Annotated in this window: 25 protein-coding genes; 18 read left to right on the top strand and 7 right to left on the bottom strand. The window is 46.1% G+C overall.

Annotated elements, in window-relative coordinates; genetic code table 11:
* The first annotated feature begins 118 nt into the window (after positions 1 to 118).
* On the top strand, positions 119 to 964 hold the full coding sequence (proC, locus tag QUB64_RS05020; protein ID WP_333270620.1) for a pyrroline-5-carboxylate reductase: 846 nt from the start codon (positions 119 to 121) through the stop codon (positions 962 to 964).
* A gap of 218 nt (positions 965 to 1,182) precedes the next feature.
* Here the strand turns inward: proC and QUB64_RS05015 are convergent, their stop codons facing one another.
* Positions 1,183 to 1,410 carry a hypothetical protein gene (locus tag QUB64_RS05015; protein ID WP_333270470.1) on the bottom strand — a complete coding sequence of 76 codons (228 nt, stop codon included), beginning with the start codon at positions 1,408 to 1,410 and terminating at the stop codon, positions 1,183 to 1,185.
* Between the two features lie 492 nt (positions 1,411 to 1,902).
* Positions 1,903 to 2,226: a hypothetical protein gene (locus tag QUB64_RS05010; protein WP_333270467.1), complete on the bottom strand. Its 324-nt coding sequence runs from the start codon at positions 2,224 to 2,226 to the stop codon at positions 1,903 to 1,905.
* 277 nt (positions 2,227 to 2,503) lie between these two features.
* Between QUB64_RS05010 and QUB64_RS05005 the strand changes: the two genes are divergently transcribed.
* From QUB64_RS05005 to QUB64_RS04995, 3 genes are all read left to right on the top strand, one after another.
* Positions 2,504 to 2,830, top strand: coding sequence for a hypothetical protein (locus tag QUB64_RS05005; protein ID WP_333270465.1), 327 nt, complete (start codon positions 2,504 to 2,506; stop codon positions 2,828 to 2,830).
* Between the two features lie 109 nt (positions 2,831 to 2,939).
* Positions 2,940 to 3,128: a hypothetical protein gene (locus QUB64_RS05000; protein WP_333270463.1), complete on the top strand. Its 189-nt coding sequence runs from the start codon at positions 2,940 to 2,942 to the stop codon at positions 3,126 to 3,128.
* A 190-nt stretch (positions 3,129 to 3,318) separates the two neighbouring features.
* A complete protein-coding gene (locus QUB64_RS04995; RefSeq protein WP_333270460.1) occupies positions 3,319 to 3,531 on the top strand; it encodes a hypothetical protein in 213 nt (70 codons plus the stop codon).
* Between the two features lie 264 nt (positions 3,532 to 3,795).
* On the opposite strand, the gene QUB64_RS04990 is transcribed toward QUB64_RS04995, so the two are convergent.
* Entirely contained in the window at positions 3,796 to 6,168 is a 2,373-nt protein-coding gene (locus tag QUB64_RS04990) for a bifunctional serine/threonine-protein kinase/ABC transporter substrate-binding protein (RefSeq protein ID WP_333270459.1), read from the bottom strand.
* Positions 6,169 to 6,346: 178 nt separating this feature from the next.
* Between QUB64_RS04990 and QUB64_RS04985 the strand changes: the two genes are divergently transcribed.
* The gene (locus tag QUB64_RS04985) at positions 6,347 to 7,153 is read left to right on the top strand and encodes a calcium-binding protein (RefSeq protein ID WP_333270457.1); all 807 of its coding nucleotides are present in this window, start codon (positions 6,347 to 6,349) and stop codon (positions 7,151 to 7,153) included.
* A gap of 240 nt (positions 7,154 to 7,393) precedes the next feature.
* Here QUB64_RS04985 and plsY read toward each other — a convergent pair whose 3' ends face one another.
* From plsY to QUB64_RS04970, 3 genes are all read right to left on the bottom strand, one after another.
* Positions 7,394 to 8,074: a glycerol-3-phosphate 1-O-acyltransferase PlsY gene (plsY, locus tag QUB64_RS04980; protein ID WP_333270454.1), complete on the bottom strand. Its 681-nt coding sequence runs from the start codon at positions 8,072 to 8,074 to the stop codon at positions 7,394 to 7,396.
* Positions 8,075 to 8,228: 154 nt separating this feature from the next.
* A complete protein-coding gene (locus QUB64_RS04975; protein WP_333270451.1) occupies positions 8,229 to 9,548 on the bottom strand; it encodes a DUF3086 domain-containing protein in 1,320 nt (439 codons plus the stop codon).
* Between the two features lie 59 nt (positions 9,549 to 9,607).
* Positions 9,608 to 10,000, bottom strand: a complete 393-nt coding sequence (locus tag QUB64_RS04970) for a DUF3119 family protein (protein WP_333270449.1) — start codon at positions 9,998 to 10,000, stop codon at positions 9,608 to 9,610.
* A 175-nt stretch (positions 10,001 to 10,175) separates the two neighbouring features.
* Here QUB64_RS04970 and QUB64_RS04965 point away from each other — a divergent pair, with 175 nt between their 5' ends.
* Positions 10,176 to 11,333 carry an RNA-guided endonuclease InsQ/TnpB family protein gene (locus QUB64_RS04965; RefSeq protein WP_333270446.1) on the top strand — a complete coding sequence of 386 codons (1,158 nt, stop codon included), beginning with the start codon at positions 10,176 to 10,178 and terminating at the stop codon, positions 11,331 to 11,333.
* A gap of 72 nt (positions 11,334 to 11,405) precedes the next feature.
* Here the strand turns inward: QUB64_RS04965 and QUB64_RS04960 are convergent, their stop codons facing one another.
* The gene (locus QUB64_RS04960; protein WP_333270443.1) at positions 11,406 to 12,200 is read right to left on the bottom strand and encodes an MlaE family lipid ABC transporter permease subunit; all 795 of its coding nucleotides are present in this window, start codon (positions 12,198 to 12,200) and stop codon (positions 11,406 to 11,408) included.
* Between the two features lie 184 nt (positions 12,201 to 12,384).
* Between QUB64_RS04960 and QUB64_RS04955 the strand changes: the two genes are divergently transcribed.
* From QUB64_RS04955 to QUB64_RS04900, 12 genes are all read left to right on the top strand, one after another.
* Entirely contained in the window at positions 12,385 to 12,672 is a 288-nt protein-coding gene (locus QUB64_RS04955; protein ID WP_333270441.1) for a hypothetical protein, read from the top strand.
* A gap of 389 nt (positions 12,673 to 13,061) precedes the next feature.
* Positions 13,062 to 13,502 carry an Hsp20/alpha crystallin family protein gene (locus QUB64_RS04950; RefSeq protein WP_333270440.1) on the top strand — a complete coding sequence of 147 codons (441 nt, stop codon included), beginning with the start codon at positions 13,062 to 13,064 and terminating at the stop codon, positions 13,500 to 13,502.
* A gap of 128 nt (positions 13,503 to 13,630) precedes the next feature.
* Positions 13,631 to 13,972, top strand: a complete 342-nt coding sequence (locus QUB64_RS04945) for a hypothetical protein (RefSeq protein ID WP_333270437.1) — start codon at positions 13,631 to 13,633, stop codon at positions 13,970 to 13,972.
* A gap of 1 nt (position 13,973) precedes the next feature.
* Positions 13,974 to 14,363 (top strand): hypothetical protein, encoded by a 390-nt coding sequence (locus QUB64_RS04940; RefSeq protein WP_333270434.1) that lies wholly within the window; start codon positions 13,974 to 13,976, stop codon positions 14,361 to 14,363.
* A 145-nt stretch (positions 14,364 to 14,508) separates the two neighbouring features.
* Positions 14,509 to 14,766: a hypothetical protein gene (locus QUB64_RS04935; protein WP_333270431.1), complete on the top strand. Its 258-nt coding sequence runs from the start codon at positions 14,509 to 14,511 to the stop codon at positions 14,764 to 14,766.
* A gap of 430 nt (positions 14,767 to 15,196) precedes the next feature.
* Positions 15,197 to 15,598 (top strand): fasciclin domain-containing protein, encoded by a 402-nt coding sequence (locus QUB64_RS04930; protein ID WP_006634220.1) that lies wholly within the window; start codon positions 15,197 to 15,199, stop codon positions 15,596 to 15,598.
* A 237-nt stretch (positions 15,599 to 15,835) separates the two neighbouring features.
* Positions 15,836 to 20,944 carry a PAS domain S-box protein gene (locus tag QUB64_RS04925; RefSeq protein ID WP_333270617.1) on the top strand — a complete coding sequence of 1,703 codons (5,109 nt, stop codon included), beginning with the start codon at positions 15,836 to 15,838 and terminating at the stop codon, positions 20,942 to 20,944.
* Positions 20,945 to 21,333: 389 nt separating this feature from the next.
* Positions 21,334 to 21,561, top strand: coding sequence for a hypothetical protein (locus tag QUB64_RS04920; RefSeq protein ID WP_293148799.1), 228 nt, complete (start codon positions 21,334 to 21,336; stop codon positions 21,559 to 21,561).
* A 219-nt stretch (positions 21,562 to 21,780) separates the two neighbouring features.
* Positions 21,781 to 22,863, top strand: a complete 1,083-nt coding sequence (locus tag QUB64_RS04915; RefSeq protein ID WP_333270425.1) for an amino acid ABC transporter substrate-binding protein — start codon at positions 21,781 to 21,783, stop codon at positions 22,861 to 22,863.
* 346 nt (positions 22,864 to 23,209) lie between these two features.
* On the top strand, positions 23,210 to 24,424 hold the full coding sequence (locus QUB64_RS04910; RefSeq protein WP_333270422.1) for an amino acid ABC transporter permease: 1,215 nt from the start codon (positions 23,210 to 23,212) through the stop codon (positions 24,422 to 24,424).
* 112 nt (positions 24,425 to 24,536) lie between these two features.
* Positions 24,537 to 24,998: a hypothetical protein gene (locus QUB64_RS04905; RefSeq protein ID WP_333270419.1), complete on the top strand. Its 462-nt coding sequence runs from the start codon at positions 24,537 to 24,539 to the stop codon at positions 24,996 to 24,998.
* Between the two features lie 170 nt (positions 24,999 to 25,168).
* A complete protein-coding gene (locus QUB64_RS04900; protein ID WP_333270416.1) occupies positions 25,169 to 26,365 on the top strand; it encodes an amino acid ABC transporter permease in 1,197 nt (398 codons plus the stop codon).
* Positions 26,366 to 26,375 lie beyond the last annotated feature (10 nt).

Here is a 26,375-nt window from a genome sequence, read left to right as displayed (position 1 = left end):
CAACCAACAACCAACAACCAACAACCAACAACCAACAACCAACAACCAACAACCAACAACCAACAACCAACAACCAACAACCAATAACCAATAACTAATAACTAATAACCAATAACCAATAACTATGATAAAATTTGGTACGATCGGCGGCGGAGTAATGGGAGAAGCTCTCTTATCCCGCTTAATAGCACAAAAAGTTTATTTGCCATCAGAAATATTGGTGAGCGATCCGCAACCCCAACGGCGCGAATTTTTGACAGAAACCTACGGAATCGGAACAACAGCCAGCAATCTAGAAGTTGCTACCGCTACAGAAGTGCTGTTTTTGGCGATTAAACCGCAAATTTTTGAGAAAGTAGCTTTGGAATTGACGGTGGCGATCGATCGCAAACAAGGAAATAATGGAGAAACGGCTGATTCCAAGCCATTAGCGGTGATAGTGTCGATTTTGGCAGGAGTCCCGCTCAGCAAGCTCGAACCGGCGTTCCCGGGGCGCTCAGTGCTGCGGGTGATGCCAAATACTCCGGCAACGGTAGGCGCGGGCATGAGCGCGATCGCCCCAGGGAAACTCGTGCAACCAGCCGATCTAGAATTAGTCAAGCGGATGTTTGAGGCCGTGGGAGAAGTCGTAGAAGTGCCTGAGAGTATGCTGGATGCAGTGACTGGCCTTTCCGGTTCCGGCCCCGGTTATGTAGCAATTTTGGTAGAAGCCTTGACAGATGGCGGAGTTTGTGCTGGTCTGCCACGGGCGATCGCCTCCCAATTAGCAATCCAAACAGTATTCGGTACAGCGAAGCTATTACAAGAAACAGGAATGCACCCAGCAGAATTAAAAGATCGAGTGACAAGTCCCGGCGGTACAACTATTGCTGGAATCGCTACATTAGAAAGTAACGGCTTTCGATCGGCCTTAATCGAAGCAGTGAAAGCAGCTTGTTTGCGCTCCCAAGAATTAGGGAAATAGGTGTTATACCAATTTTATAAAGATTTGCTAGAGATGAACTCTTAGCCCCCCCAAAGCATCGGGGGGGTTGGGGGGGGTGATTGTATAACACTACTTTAGAAAAATGGTGTTAGGTCATGCTGACTTTAAAATTAGATTATTGAAAAGCTGTCTGACTGTATATTATACGGATTAAAAAAATCCTTTAACTTTTTTGTACGCGAGGCAACGGCGCGTTATTACTGCGGTTCGAGGTTCTCTTTTGCCTGGTTTGCTCTGAGCCGATGGTTTACCAAACGTTTGTTGCTCTGCTCGGTATAGGCTGCAAAACCCAACACCCAGAGCATCCGGTGTAATTCCGCTGGTTTCCAGCCCTCGTCTTTCGCTAATTCTTGCATTTCTTCTAAAAGCGGAGCAGGTACGGAAAAATCTATGCGCACCATTTTCGGAGCATCAATTTCGGGCATTTTCAATGTTCCACATTCATATATTGCTTATCCTACAAGGATTTAGGGACTACTAAGTCCTTCTGGATTCCCGATCGCACATAAAATAACATTCTAAGGGTTTACCAAGGGACTCAGAAGGGGGTATAGTGAAAAAATAATGCGATCGAAATCAAATCCTGCTTCGCGATCGCGCTCATGCCCGATCGGGCTATCTGACATTGGAGAAGGCAATTATGACAGAATCGCCCCAAAGGAATGAAAATTCAATAAGTTCGGCATTTTCATGCCTGGACAGTCTGCGAGCAAGGAGTGAGAGGGGAACGTTGCTTAAGTTATTAAATTTTCATTCCAAAGGTAGGGCGGATTTTTTTATTGAGCTAGTCTAGCTTTCTGTATTCCTGCCTCTGGCCCCATTCGGCCTTCACCTTACGCCATGCGTAAGCGTTATATATCCCAGACCACCTGTTAAAGCTCGTTGTTCAACTTAGCTTTTCAAGTAGTGTTTCCCATTCAATAATTTGATTTTTTAGCAATTGAGCGCGATCGCCCTTGGCTTTGCGCTTGAGGAACAAGCCCTTGCCCGCAATTTCTTCGCGCGCCATAGCGATACAGTATTCCAAGGCTTTTGCACATCGCCTCCCTATCCTCCTTTGTTAGCTCAGAGTCGGTCATCCCCGCGCGGCCTCGGGCGAACTGTTCCAAGAATTCGGAGCGGGAGACGGCAAGAGTCTCAGCCCTGCCGTCGATCGCCTTCATTGCGGTGGGAGTTACAAAAATACTGTAACGCTCTTTATTTTCGCCCCAAGCGCTGCGTTCAGCAGGTTTTCTAGCCATGTCTGCGTATACACAAAATAACAATTTTCATCATAGGGCTTGACAACCCAGAAACAAAAGTGTTATGTCTGTGCATACATAGCTAACTATGTGCATACACAGGCATGGTTGAACGCCAAAACCAAACCCCGTCCCTGATGACTCGCAATCTTTAAGGGCGGGTGGGGCACTCACACCAAGCGATCGAAATCAAATACAACCGATCGCACCGCGCAGAGGATCTAGACCATCCTCGGCGCGACTAACCACCTAGAGTCATTAGGAGGCTCAAATTATCATGACAAACTTTGGCATTGGTTGGGAAACAACACCAAGTTTTCCGCCACAATTGGTTTATTCGCAAACTCTGGGTTTTGTGCCTAAATCCGGCGATACTTTGCCGTCGGTCATTCCTGGTGCGGACAGCTTGCCACCTTGCTCTGATGGCTACGAACTGGTGAGGGTAGTGGTTTTTGGCTCGAACTACGGGATTAACTATACGATCCGCTGGCTTTGGGGGCTTAATTTCGCTCAAATCTCCGAAGGTCGTTTCCCCATACCTGCGCCCGGTTCTAGCGAAATGATGAGCATCGTTACCAAACGGATTCCGCCCTTGTCGAACTAACTAATCGCCAAACTTGGTAACAACTTTGTAGCAATGCTGGCGATCGTTTTATGTGTATCAAAAGCTCGATCGCCAGTTTCTTCCATCAAGACACCAGCGAGGACTGACCATGACCAACGGCAATGGATCTAACGGTGACAGGCCCCAACGCGATCCCATACAAAAGTTAACAGAATATGTCGAATCTGTGGAGATTTCTCTGGAAATTCAGGAGGATAAAACAGACGCTATTGAAGACCAGATAGCAAGTCTTACCGATCAGATAACCGAGTTGAAACAACAAGTGAAAGACATATAGCCTTTCTCAAAAAGGTGAGGTATGTCGGGCATAGGGCATAGGGCATAGGGCATAGGGCATAGGGCATAGGGCTATGGGCTATGGGCTATCCTCATGTTTTTGAGAACCGCTATATATGGAGACGAAGAGGACTGGAAACGTATGTCAAAGACTTGACCGACTTATCGCACGCCGTCAAAAGAAAAACCGATTGCAACGAGAAAAACTGGAGCGAACCAAGCGCTTGCAGACGGAAGCTGCCTTGAGCAGACCTTTGAGAAAGTCCCCTTTGCTAGACTATGTTGATGATTTGGTACACCGTCCGCCAAATACCGAACAGATGCGCCAGCTCAAGGAACTGTTGTTGCAAGAACAAGCGGCGATCGCTCAACTCATCGCCCTAATCGATCGGCACCTAGAGTAGTCACACCTAGAGTAGCTGTCTGCTTTTCTCAACTTGTCTAGCAGCGGGTGCTGCTGGGCAAATTTTGTTTTTTAGTGTAGTTGAAAGGTAACGAGACCTCTTGCATTCATTCACTCTCTTATCTTGAAACTATCTGCGTCGATCTGTGTTCATCTGCTTGAAATCTGCGGTGACTGTATTAATCAAAGATTTATGCAATCTTGTCTACGGAATGACGACTTCAGAAGCAATTCTGGCGGACAATCAAATCGATCGCCCGCGAGTTCAATCGCACTTTAAACCTGCCGCTGTGGCTGTCGAATATTCGACGGGAACAAAAGCGAGGCCGAACTTCTCTGTTGGACACTCTACAATATGCACTAAATCGCTCGGATGATTTTTGCGATCGCCATTGTGCGGCCAGTTAAACTGAATGGTTCCAGTTGCTCCCTCTGCGCTAAAATCAGGAGATGACAGCATTTGCTGCATTCCTTCACGACTGGGTTTTGGCTGCATTTCCAATGCTTTGACGATCGCGCGCGCCGCATCGTAAGCTGAAGCTATGCGAGTATTTCCCTCTTCTCCCCAGAGCGATCGAGCCTGTTGGGGAAATGCTTCGTTAGGACTATTTAATGGATGCCAGCCCACAGAAAAAATTAGCTTTTTAAACAATTCTTTTTCCTGTTGCTGGGATACAAGTTCTAGCATTTCCGGACACATCAGCATCCATGCGCCGACAATCCAATTGCGAGAGCCGTTAAGTTTTATTATCTCAAATGCCCTGTCTAGGGATCTCGTATGATGGGGGTCTGGAACTAACACGATCGCAGTTTCTCCGTTTGCTTGGATTTCCTCGATCGCTCTTTCGGCGTTGAAGTGATTTATTAATAAATCGAAATCGCGAATTCCGACTATTTCTCCTCCTCCCCCATCTTGAAAATAGTTGGTGTAATCCTCCACAAAAGATGCGCCGAATGGGCTTCCCGGATTGTATAAAATTGCTACTTGTTTTTGATTTTTGGCTAGGAGGTAGTTCGCTAAATCTCTAGCGATTAAACTGGTCGTATATTGAGTCCGAAAGAAAAAATTCCTAGGTTCATCCGTCAACTCTTCGGTGGCTGCACCCGGAGACATCAAAACCAGATTATTGTTATTGTAAATATCTACAGCGTGCATCGTCATTTCGCTGCTACCGTGACCGACAACTGCTAAAATATCCGGTTGATTTACCAGTGAAATTGCTATTTGTTTTGCATCCTCTTCATCGTTCGCATCGTCAGCAATAATGATTTTAAGTCCTTTGCCGTTAATGGCTTTAGTCGGTAAAAAACCTTGACCGGGAAAGTCCAGATCGCTCTTATTGGACAGTGCCAGATTAACTTCTGTTTGCGCTTGAGCTACTCCGCGCAGATATTCTTTCGCCTGAGCACAAAGCAGAGCATCACTCTGCTGATTTCTGCGACAAATAGAAAGGACTACAGCCATTGTGTAATAAGGAGCGTTGCTGGCCTCTAGAAAAGCATTGTTTGTGTAAATTAAAGTTTCTGGATCTTTGCCAAATTCTTTCTGCCATGATTCTTTGAATTTATTCAAAGCTTGTTCGGAATTTGAAGCTGCAAATTCTTTAACTCCTCTTTGCTTTAACCGAGGACGAGAACTTGTCAGGAGAATTTTTTCTCCGCCACTTAAACCATCTGGGAGGACTAAACGAGGGTTTGAGGGGACAGGTATGCTGCTGTCACGGGCGATCGCATCTTCGACTTCCACTATCGCAGTCTCAACCGCCAGCGATTCCCTACGGGATAGCTTCGCTTCACGCAAATCCTGCAACACCTCAGCAGCGGATTGATAGCGAGCTTCAAAGTGGTAGCGTACCATCTTGTTTAAAATTTTTTCCAGCTTATCGCTAATTTGTACTATCGGGCGATCGTGTGTTGCATAGCGCCAAACGAGTTCGCAAGTCTTTTTATAATGGAAAATGTCTTCAATATCTAAACCTGCGATCGCTTGAATGGCGACGATTCCTGCGGCATAGATATCGCTGTTAAATCTCGGATGATTTTTCAACTGTTCGGCTGGCATATAACCATCTGTACCAACTGCGCGAGTTTGAGTTATGTTCCCAGACTCGATCGCCAAACTGCCGATCGCTTTTACAGCCCCAAAATCGATTACTGCTATTTTGCCGTCACGCTGTCGCCGAATTAAGTTGGACGGCTTAATATCGCGGTGAATAATCTTGTGTTTGTGGACGCAATCTAAAACCTCTAAAATATCCAGCAATAGAGCGATGACTTGTTGTTCTTCTAAATTTTTGCCGTCACCAAGTTCTTTGCTCAGCGGATCTCCTTCTATGTATTCTTGAATTAAGTAAAATTTGCCATTTTCTTGAAAGTGTTTGATTAATGCTGGAATGCGCGGACACTTATCTTTTAGATGCTTCAGGGTTTTAGCTTCTTTTTCAAAGTGCTGTTGGGCTTCCTCAAACACCAGCGGATCTTTAGATTGAGGCGGGAGAATTTCCTTGACAACGACGCAGGGGGAATTGTCAGGGCTGTCTAAATCCTTAGCCTTATAGGTTGTGGCAAACCCTCCCTCACCTAATTTCTCGATGATTTGGTAGCGATCGCGCAGAATATCCCCTGGATTCAAACACATAATTTTTTACAATCCCCCGACTTGCTGCTGTCGTTGAGGTCGATCGTAGCACAAACATGACTTTTATGAACACAAGGTTATGACTTTTATGAACTCAAAGTTATGAATATATGAATTGACTTGGAGAGTGGCTTCTTTAATCATGTTGATATCCGAGATTTCAGGGAGGAAATATTTTATGGTTTTACGAGCAGACCCATCAGGAGTACCCCGATTAATTGGCGACAATACATCCGAATCAGTTTTTTTATCCACCGCTAATTCCCAATTCGGAGGTATAAATAATTTCCCTTCGGGAGTTTGGATGTTGGGAGGTAACGATACAGTCTATGGCGCAATAACCAGCGATTTAGTATTTGGCAATGACGGAGAAGATGCGCTGGTAGGAAATTTTGGCAACGATTCTTTATTTGGGGGAAAAGGGAAAGATGACCTGTGGGGAGGCGAGGGAAATGACTGTCTGAGTGGCGGTCAAGATACAGATTGGATTATCGGTGGAACAGGAGATGATATTTTATTGGGAGGCAGAGGCAATGATATTTTATACAGTGGCAATGGGAATGACACTCTGATTGGAGGTTTGGGTCGAGACTGGTTATCAAGTGTGGATAATGGTGATGCTTCGCCGAAAACCAGTGGAAGTAACTTATACGTCCTCCAAGTAGAATCAGGAATTACTGATATCAATAAGGCCGATTTTATTAACAATTTTCAACTCGGTTTAGATCGAATTGGATTAGCAGGAGGTTTGACTGTTAACGATATAGTTTTGGATAACTTGACAAATGTGTTGCTGTTAAGAGATTTTGATTTTTCAGAATATGCGAAACGCACTAGCTACCCAGCCGATGCTTTAATTCCTTCAACGTTTGTGATTTCAGGGACTCTCATCAAAGTTAGGGATTCGGGAGATTTAATAGGTTTTGTTTATGGTGTAACGCCCAGTCAACTCCAAAACCGGATTATATCAGTTCAGGGCTTCTGAGCTTTAGGATGCGTTGCAACACATCCTACAAAAGCCGGATTTGAGACAGCTAACGAATGAGAATTAAATAAAATGCAGTTTTCATTTCTGTTGTGGGATGGGCGTCCCGCCCGTCTATCGGGGACGGGCGGGACGCCCATCCCACAATAATAAAAATGGAAATTATTTAATTCACGATCCTAAGTTAGAGGAAATTGCGGGTTTATTTATCGAAGATTGGGGATAAAATGGTACTAATTATCAATCGCTAGCGGCTGTTTCCAATTTCTGTCCAATTTTCGGCTCAGTACCCTTCAAAAGCCTCTGAATATTGCTGCGGTGCCGCACAATCACAAACAGGCCGCCCGCAATGCCAAACAATACATAAGCCAGCGGCTGATGTAAAGCAAACATCAATCCAGCAACGCTAATTGCTCCGATAATCGAGCTCAAAGAAACAATTCGCGACACTGCAAAAACTATTCCAAAAATTCCTAAAGTTCCCAACCCAACTGGCCAGTACAAACCGAGCAAAACTCCCAAACTCGTCGCCACAGATTTACCGCCCGTAAACCCCAGCCAGATAGATTTGCTGTGGCCCAAAACTGCAAACAAACCCGCTAAAGTTGCCATCCAAGGGATGACGGTTGCTGTATTTTCTAAACCGGCGGCGATCGCTAGCTGGCTGGTAAAATCTAGAGAGTAGATGTAGCGAGTTAGGACGATCGCACTTACGCCCTTCAACACGTCAACCAGCAACACCGCCAACCCCGGCCCCTTTCCCAAAGTCCTGAGTACATTCGTCGCCCCAGTCGAACCAGAACCTACTTCCCGAATATCAATCCCCAGCATCCATTTACCCAAAGCGTACCCAGTTGGAATGGAACCCAGCAAGTAAGCTGCGATTAACAGTGCGCCATTTAAAATTATCCAGCTAGCCATTTTTTAATTTGAGATTTCGTTTATTTTACAATTTGCAAGCTTTCCTCTTGAATAATTAGCAATTAGCAACTAGCAACTACCAATGACCAATGACTAATGACTAATGACCAATGACTAATTACCAATTACCAATTACCAATTACCAATTACCAATTCAAAAATCCTTAGGAGTAATCAAACTTTGCGGATCGGGAGCAAAGGCCAGCCACAGCGGAAATTGCAGCATTGACAAACTAATTAAATCCTCAGTTTCATCGATCGCAATTAACGGCAACTTGCCATCTTTCACCAGTCGATCGGCTTTTTGAGCCAAAGCCTCCGCAGACTCAAACATAATAATGCCACCTTCCGGGCCAAAATCGGTGCGAGTAATCCCCAAACAATCCTGCAAACCGCGGCGCCACTCACCCAAACGTTCGGGACTGTTCGCCAGCACCAAAGTCCGCACCCGTCCGCCGTAGACGCTTCTGAGTACAGAAATAATTGTCGAAGTAATCAAGATATTTTGCAACCGCGAACCCATAGTCCGCAAAGCGCCCCTTCCTCCTTGGGTGAAAAACCAGTTAGAAACTCGTTCGGCGTGGATGGGTTCAAAAGTCCGGCGGAGTTGCCAAGGCGGGCCGTAATAGTCTGGGAGAGTGCGATATTGGTCTAGGGTGCGGCGAATTTGTTTGGCTTGTTCTTGAAATCCCTGTTCGGCAAATCTGGGATTTACCGGGGAAGAGGATTGAGACTCGTCAGCAGAAATTCGCTTGGGAGTTTCTTGCACCGGTGGCGTCAAATCTAAGAGTTCGGCGGTAGCGGCCAAATCCTGCAAACTGCCGACTAGATAGTCTTTGAAACCTTGGACTCGGATTGCTAAATCTTGAGAAACGCCTGCAAAAGTTGTACGCATTTCCTTTTGAATTCGATCGCGCCTGCGTTCGAGTTTTTCTACTTCAATTTGTAGCGCTTGTTTGCGATTATCTAGCTGTATCAAGCCGTCTTGTACCAAACGCCCGATCGATGCTTGAGCCTCGCCCAACGCTTCTAACGCCTTAGATTTGTCAGCTTCCAAGGCGGCAATTCTTGCGGTCAAATCTTGTTCTTGCTGCTGCAATGCTTTGACTCGCTCTGCCAAATTTTCGGTAACATTTTCTGGTACGGGCGTTACCGTTTCTGCGGTTGTTGTTGGCTGGGAGTCGGTTTCTGGTTCGATTTGCTCTCGCGCACTTTCAGATTCGCTATCCTCTGTTTCTGGCGAACTTTGGGCGATCGCGCCCGGTTCGTCCACCACAGGGGTTCCAAGGGGATTTTCCTCGCCCCAGGGGTCTACTTCGGGAGGAATTTGGGATGTGAGATCGTTTTGGGCGATCGACAATTCCCGTATTTGAGATGGTAATAGATTTTCCGTCTCATTCGCGGGTAGAGTTGGTTCGCCGTCAGCGACTGGTTGCGATTGCGGTTCTTGGGTTGGAGATTCGTCTGAATTCATAGGAAATTTGTTCGGCGTGGGGCACAGAAGAAGTTAAAAACTTAAAATTAACAACTTGTTTAGTCTTGACGGGGACAGCGCTGTTCTAAGCAGGTCTGTAGCATTTTACGATCGAACAGAACCGGCAGAAAGTGAATGCTGTTAATTTCTTTAAAGTAGAACAAAATTGGCACTGCGGGCCAAAATATCCGCCAATTTTGCCATTCTCGGAAAGGAAAGCGGCGGATTAAGTTGGACGATCGATAAATGTCCAAATCCGTTGGAGTAAACTGTAGCCGGATAGTGGCGGCTTGGTACATCAGAAACAAGCCGAACAGCGCAAGCGGCAAACTCACCCACTTCTGCACGAACAGCAGTGGTACAGAGGCCAGTACCAGGACTAGGGGAATCGCATAACTCGGCGCAAGTTCGATCGTATCTGTGGGCGCAGTCCCAGAGGTAGTTGTAGTCACGGGTTTAAATCAAGGGTAGTTAAAGGAATGTTGCCAATTATTCATATTTTATCCGTTTCCTAGCTTACCGAAAAACTGGGTCTAAAGTCCCGTCCTTCTAGGACGGCTAGATTTTTTAGCAAACGTCTTGACGGTTGCTAGGAATATTGTACAATTAAACAGGAGGATCGAACAAGTGTTTAATTTAACCTACAAGTTCAAACTGAAACCAACCACCAAACAAGCAGCAATTTTTGAAGATTGGCTCGAACTTTGCCGTCGCGTTTATAACTACTCACTGGCAGAGCGCAAGCATTGGTTTGGGTCTCGTAGTTGTCAAATTAACGCTTGTTCTATCCGTTCCGAGTTCATCATTCCAGCTCAGACAAAGCGACCAACTTATGCTAGCCAGTGCCTGGGGTTAACAGCCTATAGAAAAACGAGCATCGGCTTACAGCAAGTGCAGTCACAAGTGTTACAACAAACACTAAAAAGGTTAGAAAAAGCTTTTGTCAGTATGTGGGAGCAAAATCATGGTTTTCCCAGGTTTAAAAAAGCCGGAAAAATGCGTTCTTTTGTGTTTCCACAATTAGGGGCAAACCCAGTCCAAGGCCAAGCAATAAAACTCCCTAAAATTGGCTTAGTTAAGTTCCGCCAATCGCGCCCCATTCCCGATGGTGCAAAGATCAAGCAAGCAAGGGTAGTTAAAAGGGTCAGTGGTTGGTATGTGCTGTTGAGCCTGCAATGGGACGTATCTGTTCCGAGTGCGATGCCTCACGGTGAAGGACTGGGTATTGATGTTGGTTTAACCAATTTCATTGCAACTTCGGACGGGCTTTTAGTCAAGCGCCAACGGTTTTTCATTGACGCGCAACGCAAGCTGAAATTGCTGCAACATCGTGTCAGTAGAAAAAAGCCGGGATCTAATAACTGGAAAAAAGCTCAGAAAAAAGTTGCCAAACTGCACGAATACATCGCCAACAGCCGGAAAGACTGGCACTGGAAATTAGCACACCAGCTTGCGGGAAATGCAGGCATGATTTTTGTCGAAGACTTGAACTTAATCGGGTTGTCGAGGGCAATGTTAGGCAAGCATTGCTTGGACGCGGGTTGGGGTCAATTCTTCGCAATATTAGAACAAGCTTGCTTTAAACACTGCGTGTACTTTCAACAAGTGGACGCAAGAAAAACCAGTCAAATTTGCCCTAATTGTGGAGTTGAAACTGGCAAAAAAACACTATTAGAGCGCACTCATGCTTGTTCCAGTTGTGGCTATACAACGGATAGAGACATTGCAGCAGCACGCTTTAGTCTTAATGAGAGGGCTTGCAGCCGTAGGGCATACCGCCTGTGATGCTTGGGTTCGGGTAAATTCATTGGAATCCCTGCGAGCCAAGAATCCCCACGCCTCGATAGCTGGGGAGTGTCAAAGGCCTTTGAGTACGGTAGAGCCAGTGCCCTGGAACATCAGCCAAGTCAGGAAAAAGTTAACAATAAAAATCGCCAGCAAAGCCGTCACCACCGCCGTGGTAGTCGATTGTCCGACGCCTTTGGCGCCGCCGGTGGTGGTCAAACCCCAGCTAGTACCGATGACAGCAATCAAACCACCGAACACAAAAGCCTTAATAGCAGCGCTGCAAATATCCCACAGAGTCAGGAAATGGCGGACTGATTCTAAAAACACGTTTTGAGAGATGCCGTACATTGTCGTCGCAATCAGCAGCCCGCCGGCGATGCCCGTGACGAGGGATAATATTGTCAGAATTGGCAGCATCAAGCAGCAAGCCAAGACGCGGGGAATTACTAAATAGTCGATCGGGTCTGTTCTGAGCATCAGCAGGGCATCTATCTGCTCTGTGACCTGCATCGTGCCGATTTCCGCCGCAAAAGCCGAACCAACCCGTCCCGTCACGATTACGGCTGTTAACACCGGGCCGAGTTCGCGAGTCAAAGACAAAGCCAAAACGCCGCCGACGACATTACCCGCACCGAGGTTAATAAACTCCCTCGCTACCTGAACCGTAAATACCATGCCGACAAAACCCGCAGTCAGCAAAGCAATCAGCAGCGATTCCGGGCCGACTGCTGCCATTTGGTCGAGGGTGTTGCGGCGGTTAATTTTGCGAGTTAGCAAGTGCAGCATGACTTGGCCGCCCAATAAAATTGCTGCGAACAACCGCTGACTCCACAAACTGAGGCTCGATGGTGTAGTTGTGCTCAAGGGATTTTGACTGTAGAACAACTGCAAAAATGAAATCTATCTACAAATCTTAAACAAGTTTCTTCTCTAAGATTTAAGATTTCTGACATAACTGGCCGCTGATGGCGATCGCTGCCTATCGTAGAAAAGGACAAGTTTATTTTACTTGCACCTTTCGGCAGTTTAGCTGAATTTACTGACTCTTATGAGCATCTTTCCTAATTTTCTGCGCTCTTTACTGCTGACCAGCCTGTTGAGCTTTGTCGCTCCCTTATTGTTAATCGGTGCCGGATTGACTAGCTGTTCGTTGATCTGTCTCGTGCCTGCTCTGCAAGCAGTCGGTCGTTCTGGAGAAGACCAGATTTTGCAGTTCTTAGCTACTTTCGGCAGTGGCTGTCCCCTCCAGGGATTTTTGGTGATTGGTCTAGCTTTTGGTTTGGTGGGTGCTTTGTTTGATACCTACGCTGCTTATCAGCATTCGCGGTGGAGTTAATTGTGTTTCTATTTGAAATCTGGGATTTGAGATTTTAGGTCGGGAATTCTCGATTGAATCTAAAATCTCAAATTGCTGGGTTGCGGTGCGTCGAATCGTGCCACCTGCAATAATCTCGCCCAAAAACGGATATTTGCTTTCCCACAGGAGTCGTGGAAAGTGAAAAATTTCAGCTAGGAGTTCAATCTCCCAGATTCATCAGTAAAGTCAATTCTAAAATCTAAAATCGTTTGACTGGCTCAGCATTAACGTTCGCAAATGTTCGGAAATGCGATCGGCAAATTCCAGAAAACCGAATCCCCCAGTTTCTGGATCTTGAATATATTAGATACAGGTTGAATCAAGTGTGTCTCAACCTTTAGAAACTGAAGAGATTTGAGGTATCAATTATGACACTTATTCGTTGGGAACCTTTGCGGGAAATGGACTCCTTGCAGCGAGAAATGAATCGGTTGTTTGATAGCTTGACTCCGGCAACCGATCGCGCATCTAACGGTGTGGCTTTTGTACCGGCCGCCGAACTCAATGACACTCCCGAAGCCATCCACCTTAAGTTAGAAATTCCGGGGATGGAAGCTAAGGATTTGGACGTACAAGTCACAGCAGAAGCTGTTGCGATCAGTGGCGAAAGGCGATCGGAAACCAAGACAGAAGATAAAGGCATAACTCGCTCTGAGTTCCGCTACGGTTCCTTCCGCCGGGTGATTCCCCTACCCGCACGGGTGCAAAATGACAGCGTACAAGCTGAGTACAAAAATGGGGTTTTAAACCTGACTTTGCCTAAAGCAGAAGCGGAAAAGAACCGTGTAGTCAAAGTTGAACTCAGCTAATCAATAATTGTTAGCTAATTGCTGATAGGGCGTGCGGTGCGCGCCCTATTTGCTTTGACGGACTGTGTGCGGTTCGGATTCTCCAACCGTGCTAAACTAAAATCAGCAATGGTGATGAGGAGACTTGCGTGCCGAGTCAGGGAGTTGGAGGAAATGGAACTGCATCGGAATTTGGAGACTTAACCGGGATGACTCGCCAAGAAGTCGATGACTTTTTGCGCGGACTGGGTGCAGAAATCAGGCCGACTAAAGGTGGTTATCTTGAATACGAATTTGCCGATCGTTCGCGAGTCAATATTCGTACTGATGGTGAAGTTATACGAACCCCAGCGCCTAGATACGGTTCTGATGGCAGAAAAATAAACAAAGGTTTACGTCTTGATAAAGACGGCAGCTTGGTCAAAACACGCGATGAGTTTGGCAACCAAATTCTGGGGACACACAATACGGGAGAAAAAGTGAGGGATTAATATGCCGGATGACTACAACTTGCTTAATTTAGGTGAACTGACATCCCTAGTAACCAATGTCAATGTCTCTTTCTGGGGAAATGAAATTGTATTTGAATGTATTTACGATCCTACACGGGATCGCTTGCCCTATACCATAATATTTCATGACTGCCGAGATATCAGTTGGGAGGTTTTCCATCCAGAAGATGTACAAGATCCCGAAGCTGATTTGATTGGCATTCATTTGGGTGAAGATGCGCACCGAAAAGCAGCTTTAATCCATACGGATATTTTTGAAATTTCAATCTTGTATGGCAGTTTCAGTATTCATAAGGGAGAGGATTTAAATTCAGAACTAGGAGAATTAGAAAGCGAGGTTTTATTATCACAAGCAACCGCAGTCTTGTAGCAATTTAAATGAGTGATTGGAAAGACGACTATAACTTGCTTGGCTTGGGTGGTTTGACATCTTTAGTCACAAATATCAAAGTAGCTTTGTGGGGAAACGAAGTATTAATCGAATGCGTCTACAATCCTGAAGAAAGATCCCTTATGTGCTGGCATTTAAAGACTGTCGCGATCTCAGGTGGACTGTGCACGATGAAGAGGAAGTTGGGGAACTGGAAGCTGAATTTTTCGGAATTTGTTTGGGCGAATCTTCTCACCGGCAGCCGGCTGTCTTGACTACAGACATTTTTGAGATTTCAATTGTGTACGGCAGTTTTAGCATTCACAAGGGAGAAAGCTTAAATTCTGAAATACCAGATTTAGAAACAAAGGTTTTGGTGTCACAACCGCCAGCAGTGTTGTAGCAATTTAAAAGTACCGCAGGGTTGAAGTGCAAATTAGTTAATAATATTGGGTCGGTAAAATAACTATTATGAGGTTTGTAGTGAGGACTTCAGTCCGCAAAAAAAGACAGGACTTTAGTCCTGACGACAAACCTTTTCCAACCAGATTCATAGTAAAGTACAAATTAGTTAATAATATGGGGTCGGTAAAATAACTATTATGAGGTTTGTAGTGAGGACTTCAGTCCGCAAAAAAAGATAGGACTTTAGTCCTGACGACAAACATTTTCCAACCAGGTTCGTAGTGAGGACTTTAGTCCGCAAAAAAAGACAGGACTGAAGTCCTCACTACAAACGAATTACCAAATTTTTAACAAAGATACTAGGTATTGTTGCACGCATCAGTTTACGATACTTAATATAACTTTTTTGCCAAACGAGGTAGAACACAATGCCTGATATTGTTGATATTGCCGTAGGTGCGGGTTCCTTCCAAACCCTGGTAACGGCGGTGCAAGTAGCTAATTTAGTAGATGCGCTCAAAAGTCCGGGCCCTTTCACTGTCTTTGCACCCACTGACGATGCTTTCGCCAAATTGCCGCCGGGAACTATCACCACCCTAGTGCAGAATGTTCCCCAACTGACCAGGATTTTGATGTTTCACGTCGTCTCTGGCAAGTTTATGAAGGCTGATTTGGCAAAACTCGGTTTTGTTACTTCTTTGGAAGGTTCGCCGATTAAGATTGATTGTTCTGACGGTTTTGAGGTGAAAAATGCTACGGTTGTCGCGGCAGATATCGAAGCTGACAACGGCGTCATCCACGTGATCGATAATGTAATTTTAATGGGGTAGTTTCGCCGTCAATCGATTTGCGATTTGCGATTTGCGATTGACTCTACAGATTAGTTCGCGATCGCACCAGTCCTTAAAAACCGGGTTTTTTCACGCCTTTACTTCGTTACAGCCAGCCGTTTCGGTAAAAAACCCTGTTATGAAGGTCTTGATGCGATCGCGAACTGTTAAAATGATTGTCTGAAAAAGTTTGAAAATGAATAATTATAATATAAGCAAACCAGTGTGGTGAGCACTATGCAAATCCTAGCCGCCAGCCTCAAGGCAAAAGTCCGCCAGCGTACCTTGGAACTGCAAGTTCTCAACGAACTTACGGAGAATGTACAAATCGCCGCGGTTGCGGATGAAATTTTGTCGGCCTGTCTGGCACATCTCGGGCGCCTGATGCCCGGGGAGACGATCGCACTTTTGACGAATTCGGACGATCGACTATACGTCCAACACTTACAGCCGTTAACTGAATCAGCCAAATTTGAAATTGAAGAGTGCTTGCAAGCTGCTCGCGCCCAATGGCTGGCGGGAAATCGGGATTGGGCGTACAACATCGCTGGCCCACCAATTGCTGAGTTTAAGTCGGTGTTGATGGCACCGGCTCACCCGGATGAAAGTGAAGAATTGTTGGGAGTATTTTTCATCGGTGCAGAGCAGGCAACTGCTTTTAATTTTGAACACCTTTGTTTGCTCCATACTGCTGCTCAAATCTGTGCCAAATCGTTAGTTATCATAGCAGCTAAATCCACCAGTGTCAAGGGGAAAGCTCAAAATTATTTGGCTCTCGATTCGGAAAACAAAGAACTATTGTTGCGGGCTTTAATGGACGGTACGCCGGACAAAGTTTTTGCGAAAGATCGAAATTTTAGATACATTTTGGTAAATCAAAGTTTTGCTGCATATTTGGGTAAAAATGTTGAGGAAATTATTGGGAAAGATGATATCGAATTAGGTTTTTCAGCAGCAGCAGTATTTGGCGATCGCCATGGCGAAATCAGGGGCATCCGCGAGGACGATCGAGCTGTGCTGGCGGGGGAGATGGTTCGCAATCCCTACCAGGCGATCGCCTTTGACAACGGAAAACAGCACGTCTTTGACACGCGAAAACTGCCGCTGCGCGATGCCCAGGGCAATATATTTGCGGTTTTGGGTTTTTCTCGCGAGATTACAGAATACTCCGCAGCAGATGAAGCCCGGAATCAAAGCCAAGCCAAACTGCAAAAAATTACTGCTAGCGTACCGGGTACGGTATATCAAGTTGACTTGCATCCAGACGGCTCGATGGCGTTTTCGTTTGTGAGCGCGGGGTGCCGAGAATTGTATGAAATAGAACCCGAGGCGGCTCAGCAGGATCTTCATGTAATTGTTGAGATGATTCATCCCGAAGATCGAGATGATTTTGTCAACTCGGTGAGGCTTGCTGCTGAAAATTTGCAGCCTTGGCGGTGGGAGGGTAGAATTATTACCCCCTCTGGCAAACTTAAATGGATTCAAGGGGATGCGCAGCCGGAAATGCAAGGATCGGGGGCAGTAGTTTACTATGGCTTGTTCACGGATATTAGCGCCCGGAAACAAGCTGAATTGAAGCTGCAACTTTATCAACAAATATTTTTAAAGTCTCATGATGCGATCGCCATTTTAGACCCCCAAGGCTATTACTTAGAAACAAATCAAGCTCACACGGCTTTGCTGGGTTACAGTGCATCGAAATTGTGGGGGAAAACCCCTGCAACTCATACGGGAGACCACGCATTTGCATCGGTGCTGCAAAGCTTGGCCGAAACAGGGAGTTACCGAGGCGAAATCACCTGTGTTAAGGCTTTGCAAGGGGGAACAGTTGAGGCGGAACTTTCGGCTTTTGCGGTTCTGAATGATGCTGGGGATGTAGTTTGTTACGTCAGCGTCAAAAGAGACATCACCGAACGCAAGCGAGCTGAGGAAAAACTCAAACTTTACCGAGAAATATTTCTCAACTCCAACGATGCTATGGTGATTATCGATGCTGATGGGTTTTTCCTCGAACAAAATCGCGCCCATCAATCGCTGCTAGACTACACAGACGCGGAATTAGAAGCAGAAGCGCCGCCGCTGGTGGCGGGAGAGCGGTTTTCGGCAATTGCCAAAAGTTTAGCGAAAACTGGAACTTTTCGGGGCGAAATTACTAACTGTACTAAAAAAGGTAACACGCTGGCGATCGACGTGGCGGCATATTCTGTGATTAACAATAGCGGCGATATAATTTGTCACGTCTGCGTTAAGCGCGATATTACCGAACGCAAAAAAGGAGAAGAAGAACGGCAAAAATTTGTGTCGCTGATTGAAAACAGCAGCGATTTTATCGGTATGGCTACTCTCGAAGGCCAAACACTATTTGTCAACGAAGCCGGACGAAAACTGGTGGGATTAGAGACTGTTTCGGAAGTGCTTTATACGGAGATATGGGATTATATCGGTCAAACTTTTAAACAGGAATTCACTCAAAAGATTTTGCCAAAAATCATCCGTCATGGCCAGTGGCAAGGAGAAGGTAAATTGCAGCACTTGCGCAGCGGCAAACCCATTGATGTGGTGATGAATGCTTTTCTGGTCAAACACCCTGAAAGCAATGAACCGCTGTGTTTTGCTGCGGTAATTCGCGATATCACGGAACGCAAGCAAGCTGAGAGAATGCTGCGGGAACAAGCAGAACGGGAACGACTGGTTTCGGCGATCGCCCAGCGAGTCCGGCAGTCTCTCAACCTCACTCAAACTCTGAGCACGGCTGTACAAGAAGTGCGGCAGTTACTGGCAACTGACCGCACGGTAATTTATCGTTTTGATTCCGATGACACAGGGATTGTGGTTGTCGAATCTGTAGGATCTGATTGGATGCCTATGCTGGGCAGAAAACTTCAGGAAAATTGTTTTGGGGAAAGTTATATATCGATGTACCGCGCTGGAAAAATTCAAGCAATTGAAGATATTGATCTGGCTAGTTTGAGCGAAATACACCGAGATTTCCTGGCGAGCTTGCAGGTAAGGGCTAATTTAGTTGTACCAATTTTTATCGGCGATGAAAGTCAGGAGTTGGCAACAGAAGATTCGCCGTCAACTCCCGGAATAAAATCGCAGATCGGGAGTTTGGAACAGAGTCAAAATCGGTTGTGGGGGTTGCTGGTGGCGCATCAGTGCAGCGGCCCGCGCGCTTGGACTGATTCTGAGGTGGATTTGCTGGGAAGGTTGAGCGTGCAGTTGGCGATCGCCATTCAGCAATCTACTCTGTTCGAGCAAGCGCAGCAGGCCCGAGAAACCGCCCTGGAAGCATCTCGAATGAAGTCGCTATTTTTAGCAAATATGAGTCACGAAATCCGCACTCCGATGAATGGAGTGATGGGGATGACTGATTTGCTGCTGAAAACAAATCTTACTCCCGAACAGCTAGATTTTGTGCAAACGCTGAAACTCAGCGGCCAAAATTTGCTGTCCATCATTAACGATATTCTTGACCTCTCCAAACTGGAAGCAGGAGAAATGCGCTTAGAAACGATCGAATTTGACCTCAGTATCTGTCTGGATGAAGTGCTGGATTTGTTGGCAACTCCCGCACAAACTAAAGGTATAGAATTGGTGGCGCTGATTGATAGCGACGTGCCGCTGCAAATTAGAGGCGATGCTGCGCGGTTGCGGCAAATTCTCACTAATTTAATCAACAATGCGATTAAGTTTACAGAAGCAGGAGAAGTAGTAATTGAGGTTTCGACTGGCAGGATTCCGGGGAGATTGGCAGCCAGCGACGACCAGAAAGTTTTAGAGAAAATTCAACCGTTAAAACTTGGAAGCAATCGCTCGCTGTTCCTGCTGTTTCAAGTCACAGATACAGGAATCGGGATCGATCCGGAAGACCAAAAAAAGCTGTTTCAATCTTTTACTCAAGTTGATGCTTCTACTACGAGAAAGTACGGTGGTACAGGTTTGGGTCTGGCTATTTCTAAGCAGTTGGTGGAGTTAATCGGGGGTAAAATAGGTGTGGAAAGTACCCCCGGCAGTGGCTCGAATTTTTGGTTTACTGTGCCGGCTCTCAAGGAGAATTTAACTGCTGCTGGGACAGCGTGCAAAGTGAATTTGCAAACGGTGCTGGCGGGGCGAAAAATGTTAGTTGCTAGCGACAAGCCCACAGTGCGAAAAGTGCTGCTGAGAATGGCTGTTTTGTGGGGAATGGAAGTTGAGGAGGTTGAGAACGGTTGGATGGCGATCGCCTCTCTGTACAAAGCTGTCAGCGTTAATTGCCCTTACGATATTGTTTTGGTTGATATTCAGTTGCCGGAAATGGTGGCGGGAAGTCTGGAACGTTTGATGATTGCTGAGTCGGCAATGCAGCAGACGCATTGGGTGGTGCTGACTTCCATTACTCAGATATCGGAGGCGAAACGCTTGGTAGATATCGGTTTTAGCGGCTATTTAACTAAGCCTGTTAAGGCTCATCGGCTGTTTGATTGCTTGGTGAATGCGATCGCCCCTGGTGAGACAATTAATCAGCCGATCGCAAATCCAACGTTCAATCGAGCCTCAGCTATTGACAACCGGGAGTTAGCTAGCTTAAAGATTTTGTTAGTTGAAGATACTCCGATCAATCAAAAAGTTGGTCTGAATCAACTCAAAGTTTTGGGATGCGCGGCGGATGTGGCGAATAACGGCGCTGAGGCGCTATCGATGCTGGCTATCAAAAAGTATGACATTGTGTTGATGGACTGTCAGATGCCGGTTTTGGACGGTTACGAAGCTACGCTGGAGTTGCGCCGCATGGAGGCGGCAGGCGCTGCTGCTGGTTCGAGGGAGCAGGCTCGAAAGACGGTGGTGATTGCGATGACGGCGAATGCTTTGAAGGGCGATCGGGAAAAGTGTCTGGCGGCGGGAATGGACGATTATATTAGCAAGCCTATTGCGATCGAAAAGTTAAAATCTGTACTAGAAAATTGGTCGGCACATTTGAAAATTGAAATTCCCAAGTTTAAGGGCGAGGAACTCCAAGACTCCGAGCCCGACCTCGAATCTGTAGTGGATATGGCACGTTTGCACGAAATTTCTGGCGCAGATTTAGAGTTTGAGCGGGAAATTCTGCAAACTTTTGTGGTGGATACTGGCAGTTATTTAGAAGATGCTAAGGGGGCGATCGCCTCGGGAGACTTGGAGACACTGGCCCGCCGCGCGCATCAAATTAAAGGTGTCAGCGCTACGGCGGCGGTGCGGTTAATGCCCCAGATGGCTGCTCAGCTTCAAACTCTGGCCGAATCCAACGATTTGGAAGGCGCCACAAAAATCATCGCTGAATTAGAAATAATTCTGGCGGGGGTTCAAAAGTTGGTGGCCCTTGAGTAAGGGGAGATGGGGAGATGGGGAGATGGGGAGATCGCGAGAATGGGAATTTAAATAAGCAATTTACAATGTACAACTGCTTAATTTTCTGGCTCTCCGGGCCCAGAAGCCCGATCGCCAACGGCTCCTAGAAGCCCATGCAAGCGATGCCGTGTAAAGATTATTAATTTTTTATCAAGATATTTATCTCTATGTTACGAGATTGGGAACTCTTATAACATCTTGTGTGTTGTAGCTTTTGACACTACTATATTAAGTTATTGTGGTCAAATATAAAATAATCATTAAGCCGATGACTCTTAGGCTACTTTTCGTCTATCGGCTTGAAACACTAAGACCAACTCATCACCCAGCCAGCCCACTAAGTGCGTATTTACGCTCAACGAGGTTTTATGACTCCAGTCATGTTACGCCAACTCTGGTCTTTAATTGAAACCACCCAAGCGACTCTGTTAGTCAATTTGGACGATGCCACCCTGGTACAGTGGCTGCTGAAGCAGTTGAAGATGAACTCTGCGCTCAATGGAAACGAAACAGATTTGTTGAACGAGTACATCGAGTCTCGGCTGTCGCTAATCCGCGATTTAGCTGAGCAGCGCCTAGCACCAGAGCGGTTCTGAGTGCAGAAAATCAAAATTGGGTAAAAAATATACAGGAAAGGTCGATCGCCCGCAGCGGGAAAAATAATAGGCGGTTAGCCGGTGGACTTGTCAGGGTGCGGCACCGGGTTGAGAATGGTTAATTTGAAACGGCGGAGTGTTGTGCGATGCCGCTCGGAACAGTTCTCGACAACTACAGGTTAGTATCATCGAGAAAGTGTTCTACTGGTAGTAAAATCTATGCGTAAATGGGGATTTCTGTTGTTGGCAAGTGTGTTGCTTGTGGCACCGCTGGCATCTTGTAGGGATCGATCGGCACAAGTCGGACAAACACCAGCAACAACTGCTGAGGGTAAGTCGCAACAAGGCCCGAGCCGGATAGATACAATTGTCAGCCGCGGCAAACTGATTTGCGGCATCAGCGGCGAACTGCCGGGTTTTAGCTTTGTAGACGAAAAAGGCAAATACTCGGGATTGGATGTGGATGTGTGCAGGGCTGTGGCGGCGGCAATATTTGACGATCCCGAAAAAGTCGAATACCGAAAGCTCAACGCCAAAGATAGATTTACAGTTTTGCAGGCCGGAGAAATCGACATTCTCAGCCGAAATACCACCTACACGGCGAGCCGCGACAGCACGACGGGACTGGAATTTGCCCCGGTGATCTTTTATGACTCTCAAAGCATCATGGTCAAAAAAGATAGTGGCATCAAAAGTTTAAAAGATTTTGCGGGCAAATCTATCTGCGTGCAGACAGGTACGAGCACGGAGCAAAATTTGTCCGACCAAATGCGAAAATTAGGAGTTAAATACACTCCTGTGGTGTTTGAAGATGCGAACACTACCTTTGGCACTTATCAAGAAGGTCGCTGTCAAGGTGTTACAGCCGATCGATCGCAACTGGTATCGAAACGCACAACTCTACCGAATTCCGAGAATAATGTTGTTTTGCCGATCGTCATGTCCAAAGAACCGTTAGCCCCAGCAGTGAAAAGCGGCGATCCTAAATGGGCGGATGCGGTGAGATGGATTATTTTTGCGGCGATTGAAGCTGAAGATTTGGGCATTAATTCAGGAAATGTAGACCAAACTGCGGCAAGCACTACAGATCCGAATGTCAAACGTTTGCTAGGAAAAGAAGGAGATTTAGGTAAAGGTTTCGGCCTCCCCAACAGCTTCGCTGTCAGCATTGTGAAGAAAGTTGGGAATTACGGGGAAATGTACGATCGCAACCTCGGCCCCAAAAGTACACTTAAGTTAGACCGGGGTCAAAACAAACTCTGGAAAGATGGCGGTTTGCTGTACTCGCCACCCTTCCGCTAATTTTAGGGCGATCCGATCCTAGAAAGTTGGGTAAAGCACTAGCGTTACCCAACTGATAAGTAGCTCAATATCAACCAACTTAAATGTGTCATTGCGAGGAACGAAGCAATCGCCTGACTTTTTAGTTAAACTTAAATATGTCATTGCGAGGAATAAAGCAATCGCCTGACATTGGGAACAGCTTAGTTAAACTTAAATATTTTATTGCGAGAAACGCAGCAATCGCCAGCTAACAAACCGTAGGGTGCGTCAGGGTAAAAATTGTTAGTCTCCGCTCAAAACATTTTGACCTGACGCACCCTACAATAAATACAGTTAGATATAGCTCGATCTACATTAAACAATTATGAATACAGAACCTCAACCGGGCAAATCCGAGAAATCATCAAAATTTCAAGATTTATCAACACTGCTGCGAGACGATCGCTTCTGGAAAATAGCCGGACAGGCGATCGCTCTAATCTTAGTAATCACAGTCATCGCGATTTTCTGGGACAACCTCAGCGCCAATTACGCGCAACTGGGGATTGCGTTTGGATTTGACTTTCTCAATTCCCAAGCATCTTTCGACATCGGCGAAAGCGTGATTCCCTACAGTCCCGAAAACAGTTACAGACAAGCTTATTTTGTCGGATTAATCAACTCGCTGCGCGTAATGGGGCTGGGGATTGCGATCGCAACAATTGCGGGTTTGACGGTAGGAATTGCCCGCCTTTCCGACAATTGGCTGCTGCGGAATTTGGCGGCTTTGTACGTAGAAATTCTGCGAAATACACCGTTATTGCTGCAATTATTTTTCTGGTATTTTGCAGTGTTCATTTCCCTGCCCAAACTGGAAGACAATCAACAGATGCGCGGCCCGATTTACTTGACAAATCGCGGCATTGCTGTACCTTGGCCTGCGCCTTTGCCAGGTTTTGAGATTTGGTTGATTTTGCTAACTGTGGGAGTTTTGGCTGCGGCGGGGCTGTGGATGTGGCGGGCGCGGGTGATGTTGGAACAAGCTAAGCCGGGAAGACAGTTATTTTGGGCTGCTGGCGCGATCGTCCTCAGTGCAATCTTAGCTGGAATTATCACCCAAAATTTACCTTTTCGCCTAGATTTTCCGCGCCTGACACCAGCATTGCAACTCGAAGGAGGATTAAAATTAACTCCCGAATTTGCAGCCCTAGTGACAGGACTCAGCTTGTATACTGGGAGTTACATTGCAGAAATTGTCCGCGCTGGAATTCAGTCAGTCTCGCGGGGCCAGTGGGAAGCAGGAAAGTCTTTAGGGCTGAAATCGGGAACCCTGATGCGGATGGTAATTTTGCCGCAAGCCTTGCGGGTGATAGTGCCGCCTTTAACCAGTCAGTATCTGAATTTAGCCAAGAATTCGAGTTTAGCCGTGGCGGTGGCTTATCCCGACGTTTACTTTGTGGTGGGTTCTCCGACGTTGAATCAGACCGGTCGGGCGATCGAGACAATGCTAATTATCATGGTAACATACCTCACAATTAGCTTGATAGTTTCTCTGTTCATGAATTGGTACAATAAAACCGTACAACTCAAGGAAAGGTAGACAGTTGACAGTTGACAGTTGACAGTTGACTCCGAAAGCAGTTAGCAGTTGGTAGTTGGCAGTTGATAGCGAAATCAGAAGTTGCGTTACAATATATCGAAATAAACTTGAAATGACATACAGGGATTTCACTTTAAAAAATGTCACAAAAAATTTCGATTTGACAATTAGCGATGGCATCGATATGTTCGCTAGTGTGCCAGAATTAGAACCAAGTTCCTTACTTGTAGAAGTTCTCAAAGAAAACGTACCCATTGCCTTAAGCAGCAATACTGACAAATCTCGATCGTCCCTGATTACCGCACCGATTTTAATCGAACTCAGAAAACTGTTGAACCATCAAATTGGTCTTTTTTGTGGAATAGATTTTACAGTTGATGCCGCCAAAGGATTAGAAGGAACTTGCGATTTTTTGATTAGTCTTTCTTCACACTTGTTAATCCTTACTGCACCAGTAGTTACCATCGTAGAAGCGCCAAACGAAGATATTAATGCCAGCTTGGGGTCATGTGTAGCCGAAATCTTGGCAGCTAGAATATTTAACGAAGGTGAAGGGAACCAAATGCAACAATAACTTATGGGGCTGTTACGAGCGGCCAAATCTGGAGATTTTTAAGACTCAAAGAACAAGTAATTGAAATTGACTTGAGGGAATATTACCTAATAGATGTCAAAAAAATCTTAGGAATATTAGCAAGTGCAATTGGGCCGCAAATCTAAAACTTAAAATCTAAAATCTAAAATATGGAAACTCACCCCGTCTTACCGCCTCCCGCCACCGAATCGCCCACCCCTTGGAATTGGGCGCGCAAAAACCTATTTAGTACCTGGTACAACAGCATTTTGACAGTAGTTTGCCTGATTGTCGCCTTCCAAATTATCACAGGAATTATCGTTTGGGCAACTACAAAAGCTCAATGGCGCGTGTTAGAAGCCAACTTGCCGCTATTTTTCGTCGGCAGATTTCCCAGCGAATCCTACTGGCGGCTGTGGATAGTAGCGGGAATAATTGCCTTATTGGGCGGTTTAACTTGGGGAAATATTCAGCGAGATGAACGTCTGTGGAATCAGCCTACACTGATTTTAGTCGGTGCTGCGGTTGTTGGTGCGGTCATTTCGCCGATCGACCTCACATCTCGCTTCTACCTCTTAGGAATGATTATCGCAGCCACTGCGGGCTATGTCGCCGCCAGACAAATCAACCCTAAAATCATGGGCTGGATGCCGGGAATTTGGGCTCTTTCCTTCCCGCTAATTCTGTGGCTAATTAAAGGCGGGTTAGGTTTGAGAGAAGTCTCGACAAATGATTGGGGCGGTTTAGTGCTGACGCTGTTTTTAGCAATTATTAGCATTGTGCTGTCGTTTCCCTTGGGAGTATTGCTCGCCCTCGGGAGACAAAGTTCTTTGCCAGTCGTCAAACTGCTGTCAACATTGTACATTGAAATAGTGCGCGGCTTGCCGTTAATTGGCATTTTGTTTTTAGGTCAAGTCATGCTGCAATTATTCTTGCCGCCCGAATATCCCAAATTAGATAGAGTGATTCGGGCGATCGCCGGATTAACATTATTCAGTGCGGCCTACTTGGCGGAAAACGTGCGCGGCGGTTTGCAGGCCGTACCCAGGGGACAAATAGAAGCAGCAAGGTCGATCGGGCTAAACACACCCCTATTGACCATTCTGATTGTACTACCTCAAGCGCTGCGAACAGTCATTCCGGCGATCGGCGGTCAATTCATCGGATTATTCATGGATACATCGCTGCTTTCCCTATTCGGAATGTTAGAATTAATCGGCATCTCCCGCGCCGTTTTAGCAAATCCATCCTACATCGGCAGGTACGCCGAAGTTTACATATTCGTCGGCATCATTTACTGGGTATTTTGCTACTCAATGTCACTCGCCAGCCGCAAAATAGAAAGAAGTTTAGAGAATAGTCATTAGTCAGTTGTCA

Source organism: Microcoleus sp. Aus8_D2 (genome assembly GCF_036702665.1).
Lineage (GTDB): Bacteria > Cyanobacteriota > Cyanobacteriia > Cyanobacteriales > Microcoleaceae > Microcoleus.
This window is presented reverse-complemented; position numbering and strand designations above follow the sequence as displayed.

Bases quoted from the DNA above. Each gene is read 5' to 3' on its own strand.
- QUB64_RS05015 (WP_333270470.1), bottom strand. From the start codon at position 1,410: ATGCCCGAAATTGATGCTCCGAAAATGGTGCGCATAGATTTTTCCGTA.
- QUB64_RS05010 (WP_333270467.1), bottom strand. From the start codon at position 2,226: ATGGCTAGAAAACCTGCTGAACGCAGCGCTTGGGGCGAAAATAAAGAG.
- QUB64_RS05005 (WP_333270465.1), top strand. From the start codon at position 2,504: ATGACAAACTTTGGCATTGGTTGGGAAACAACACCAAGTTTTCCGCCA.
- QUB64_RS05000 (WP_333270463.1), top strand. From the start codon at position 2,940: ATGACCAACGGCAATGGATCTAACGGTGACAGGCCCCAACGCGATCCC.
- QUB64_RS04990 (WP_333270459.1), bottom strand. From the start codon at position 6,168: ATGTGTTTGAATCCAGGGGATATTCTGCGCGATCGCTACCAAATCATC.
- QUB64_RS04985 (WP_333270457.1), top strand. From the start codon at position 6,347: ATGGTTTTACGAGCAGACCCATCAGGAGTACCCCGATTAATTGGCGAC.
- plsY (WP_333270454.1), bottom strand. From the start codon at position 8,074: ATGGCTAGCTGGATAATTTTAAATGGCGCACTGTTAATCGCAGCTTAC.
- QUB64_RS04975 (WP_333270451.1), bottom strand. From the start codon at position 9,548: ATGAATTCAGACGAATCTCCAACCCAAGAACCGCAATCGCAACCAGTC.
- QUB64_RS04955 (WP_333270441.1), top strand. From the start codon at position 12,385: ATGAGCATCTTTCCTAATTTTCTGCGCTCTTTACTGCTGACCAGCCTG.
- QUB64_RS04950 (WP_333270440.1), top strand. From the start codon at position 13,062: ATGACACTTATTCGTTGGGAACCTTTGCGGGAAATGGACTCCTTGCAG.
- QUB64_RS04940 (WP_333270434.1), top strand. From the start codon at position 13,974: ATGCCGGATGACTACAACTTGCTTAATTTAGGTGAACTGACATCCCTA.
- QUB64_RS04930 (WP_006634220.1), top strand. From the start codon at position 15,197: ATGCCTGATATTGTTGATATTGCCGTAGGTGCGGGTTCCTTCCAAACC.
- QUB64_RS04925 (WP_333270617.1), top strand. From the start codon at position 15,836: ATGCAAATCCTAGCCGCCAGCCTCAAGGCAAAAGTCCGCCAGCGTACC.
- QUB64_RS04920 (WP_293148799.1), top strand. From the start codon at position 21,334: ATGACTCCAGTCATGTTACGCCAACTCTGGTCTTTAATTGAAACCACC.
- QUB64_RS04915 (WP_333270425.1), top strand. From the start codon at position 21,781: ATGCGTAAATGGGGATTTCTGTTGTTGGCAAGTGTGTTGCTTGTGGCA.
- QUB64_RS04910 (WP_333270422.1), top strand. From the start codon at position 23,210: ATGAATACAGAACCTCAACCGGGCAAATCCGAGAAATCATCAAAATTT.
- QUB64_RS04905 (WP_333270419.1), top strand. From the start codon at position 24,537: ATGACATACAGGGATTTCACTTTAAAAAATGTCACAAAAAATTTCGAT.
- QUB64_RS04900 (WP_333270416.1), top strand. From the start codon at position 25,169: ATGGAAACTCACCCCGTCTTACCGCCTCCCGCCACCGAATCGCCCACC.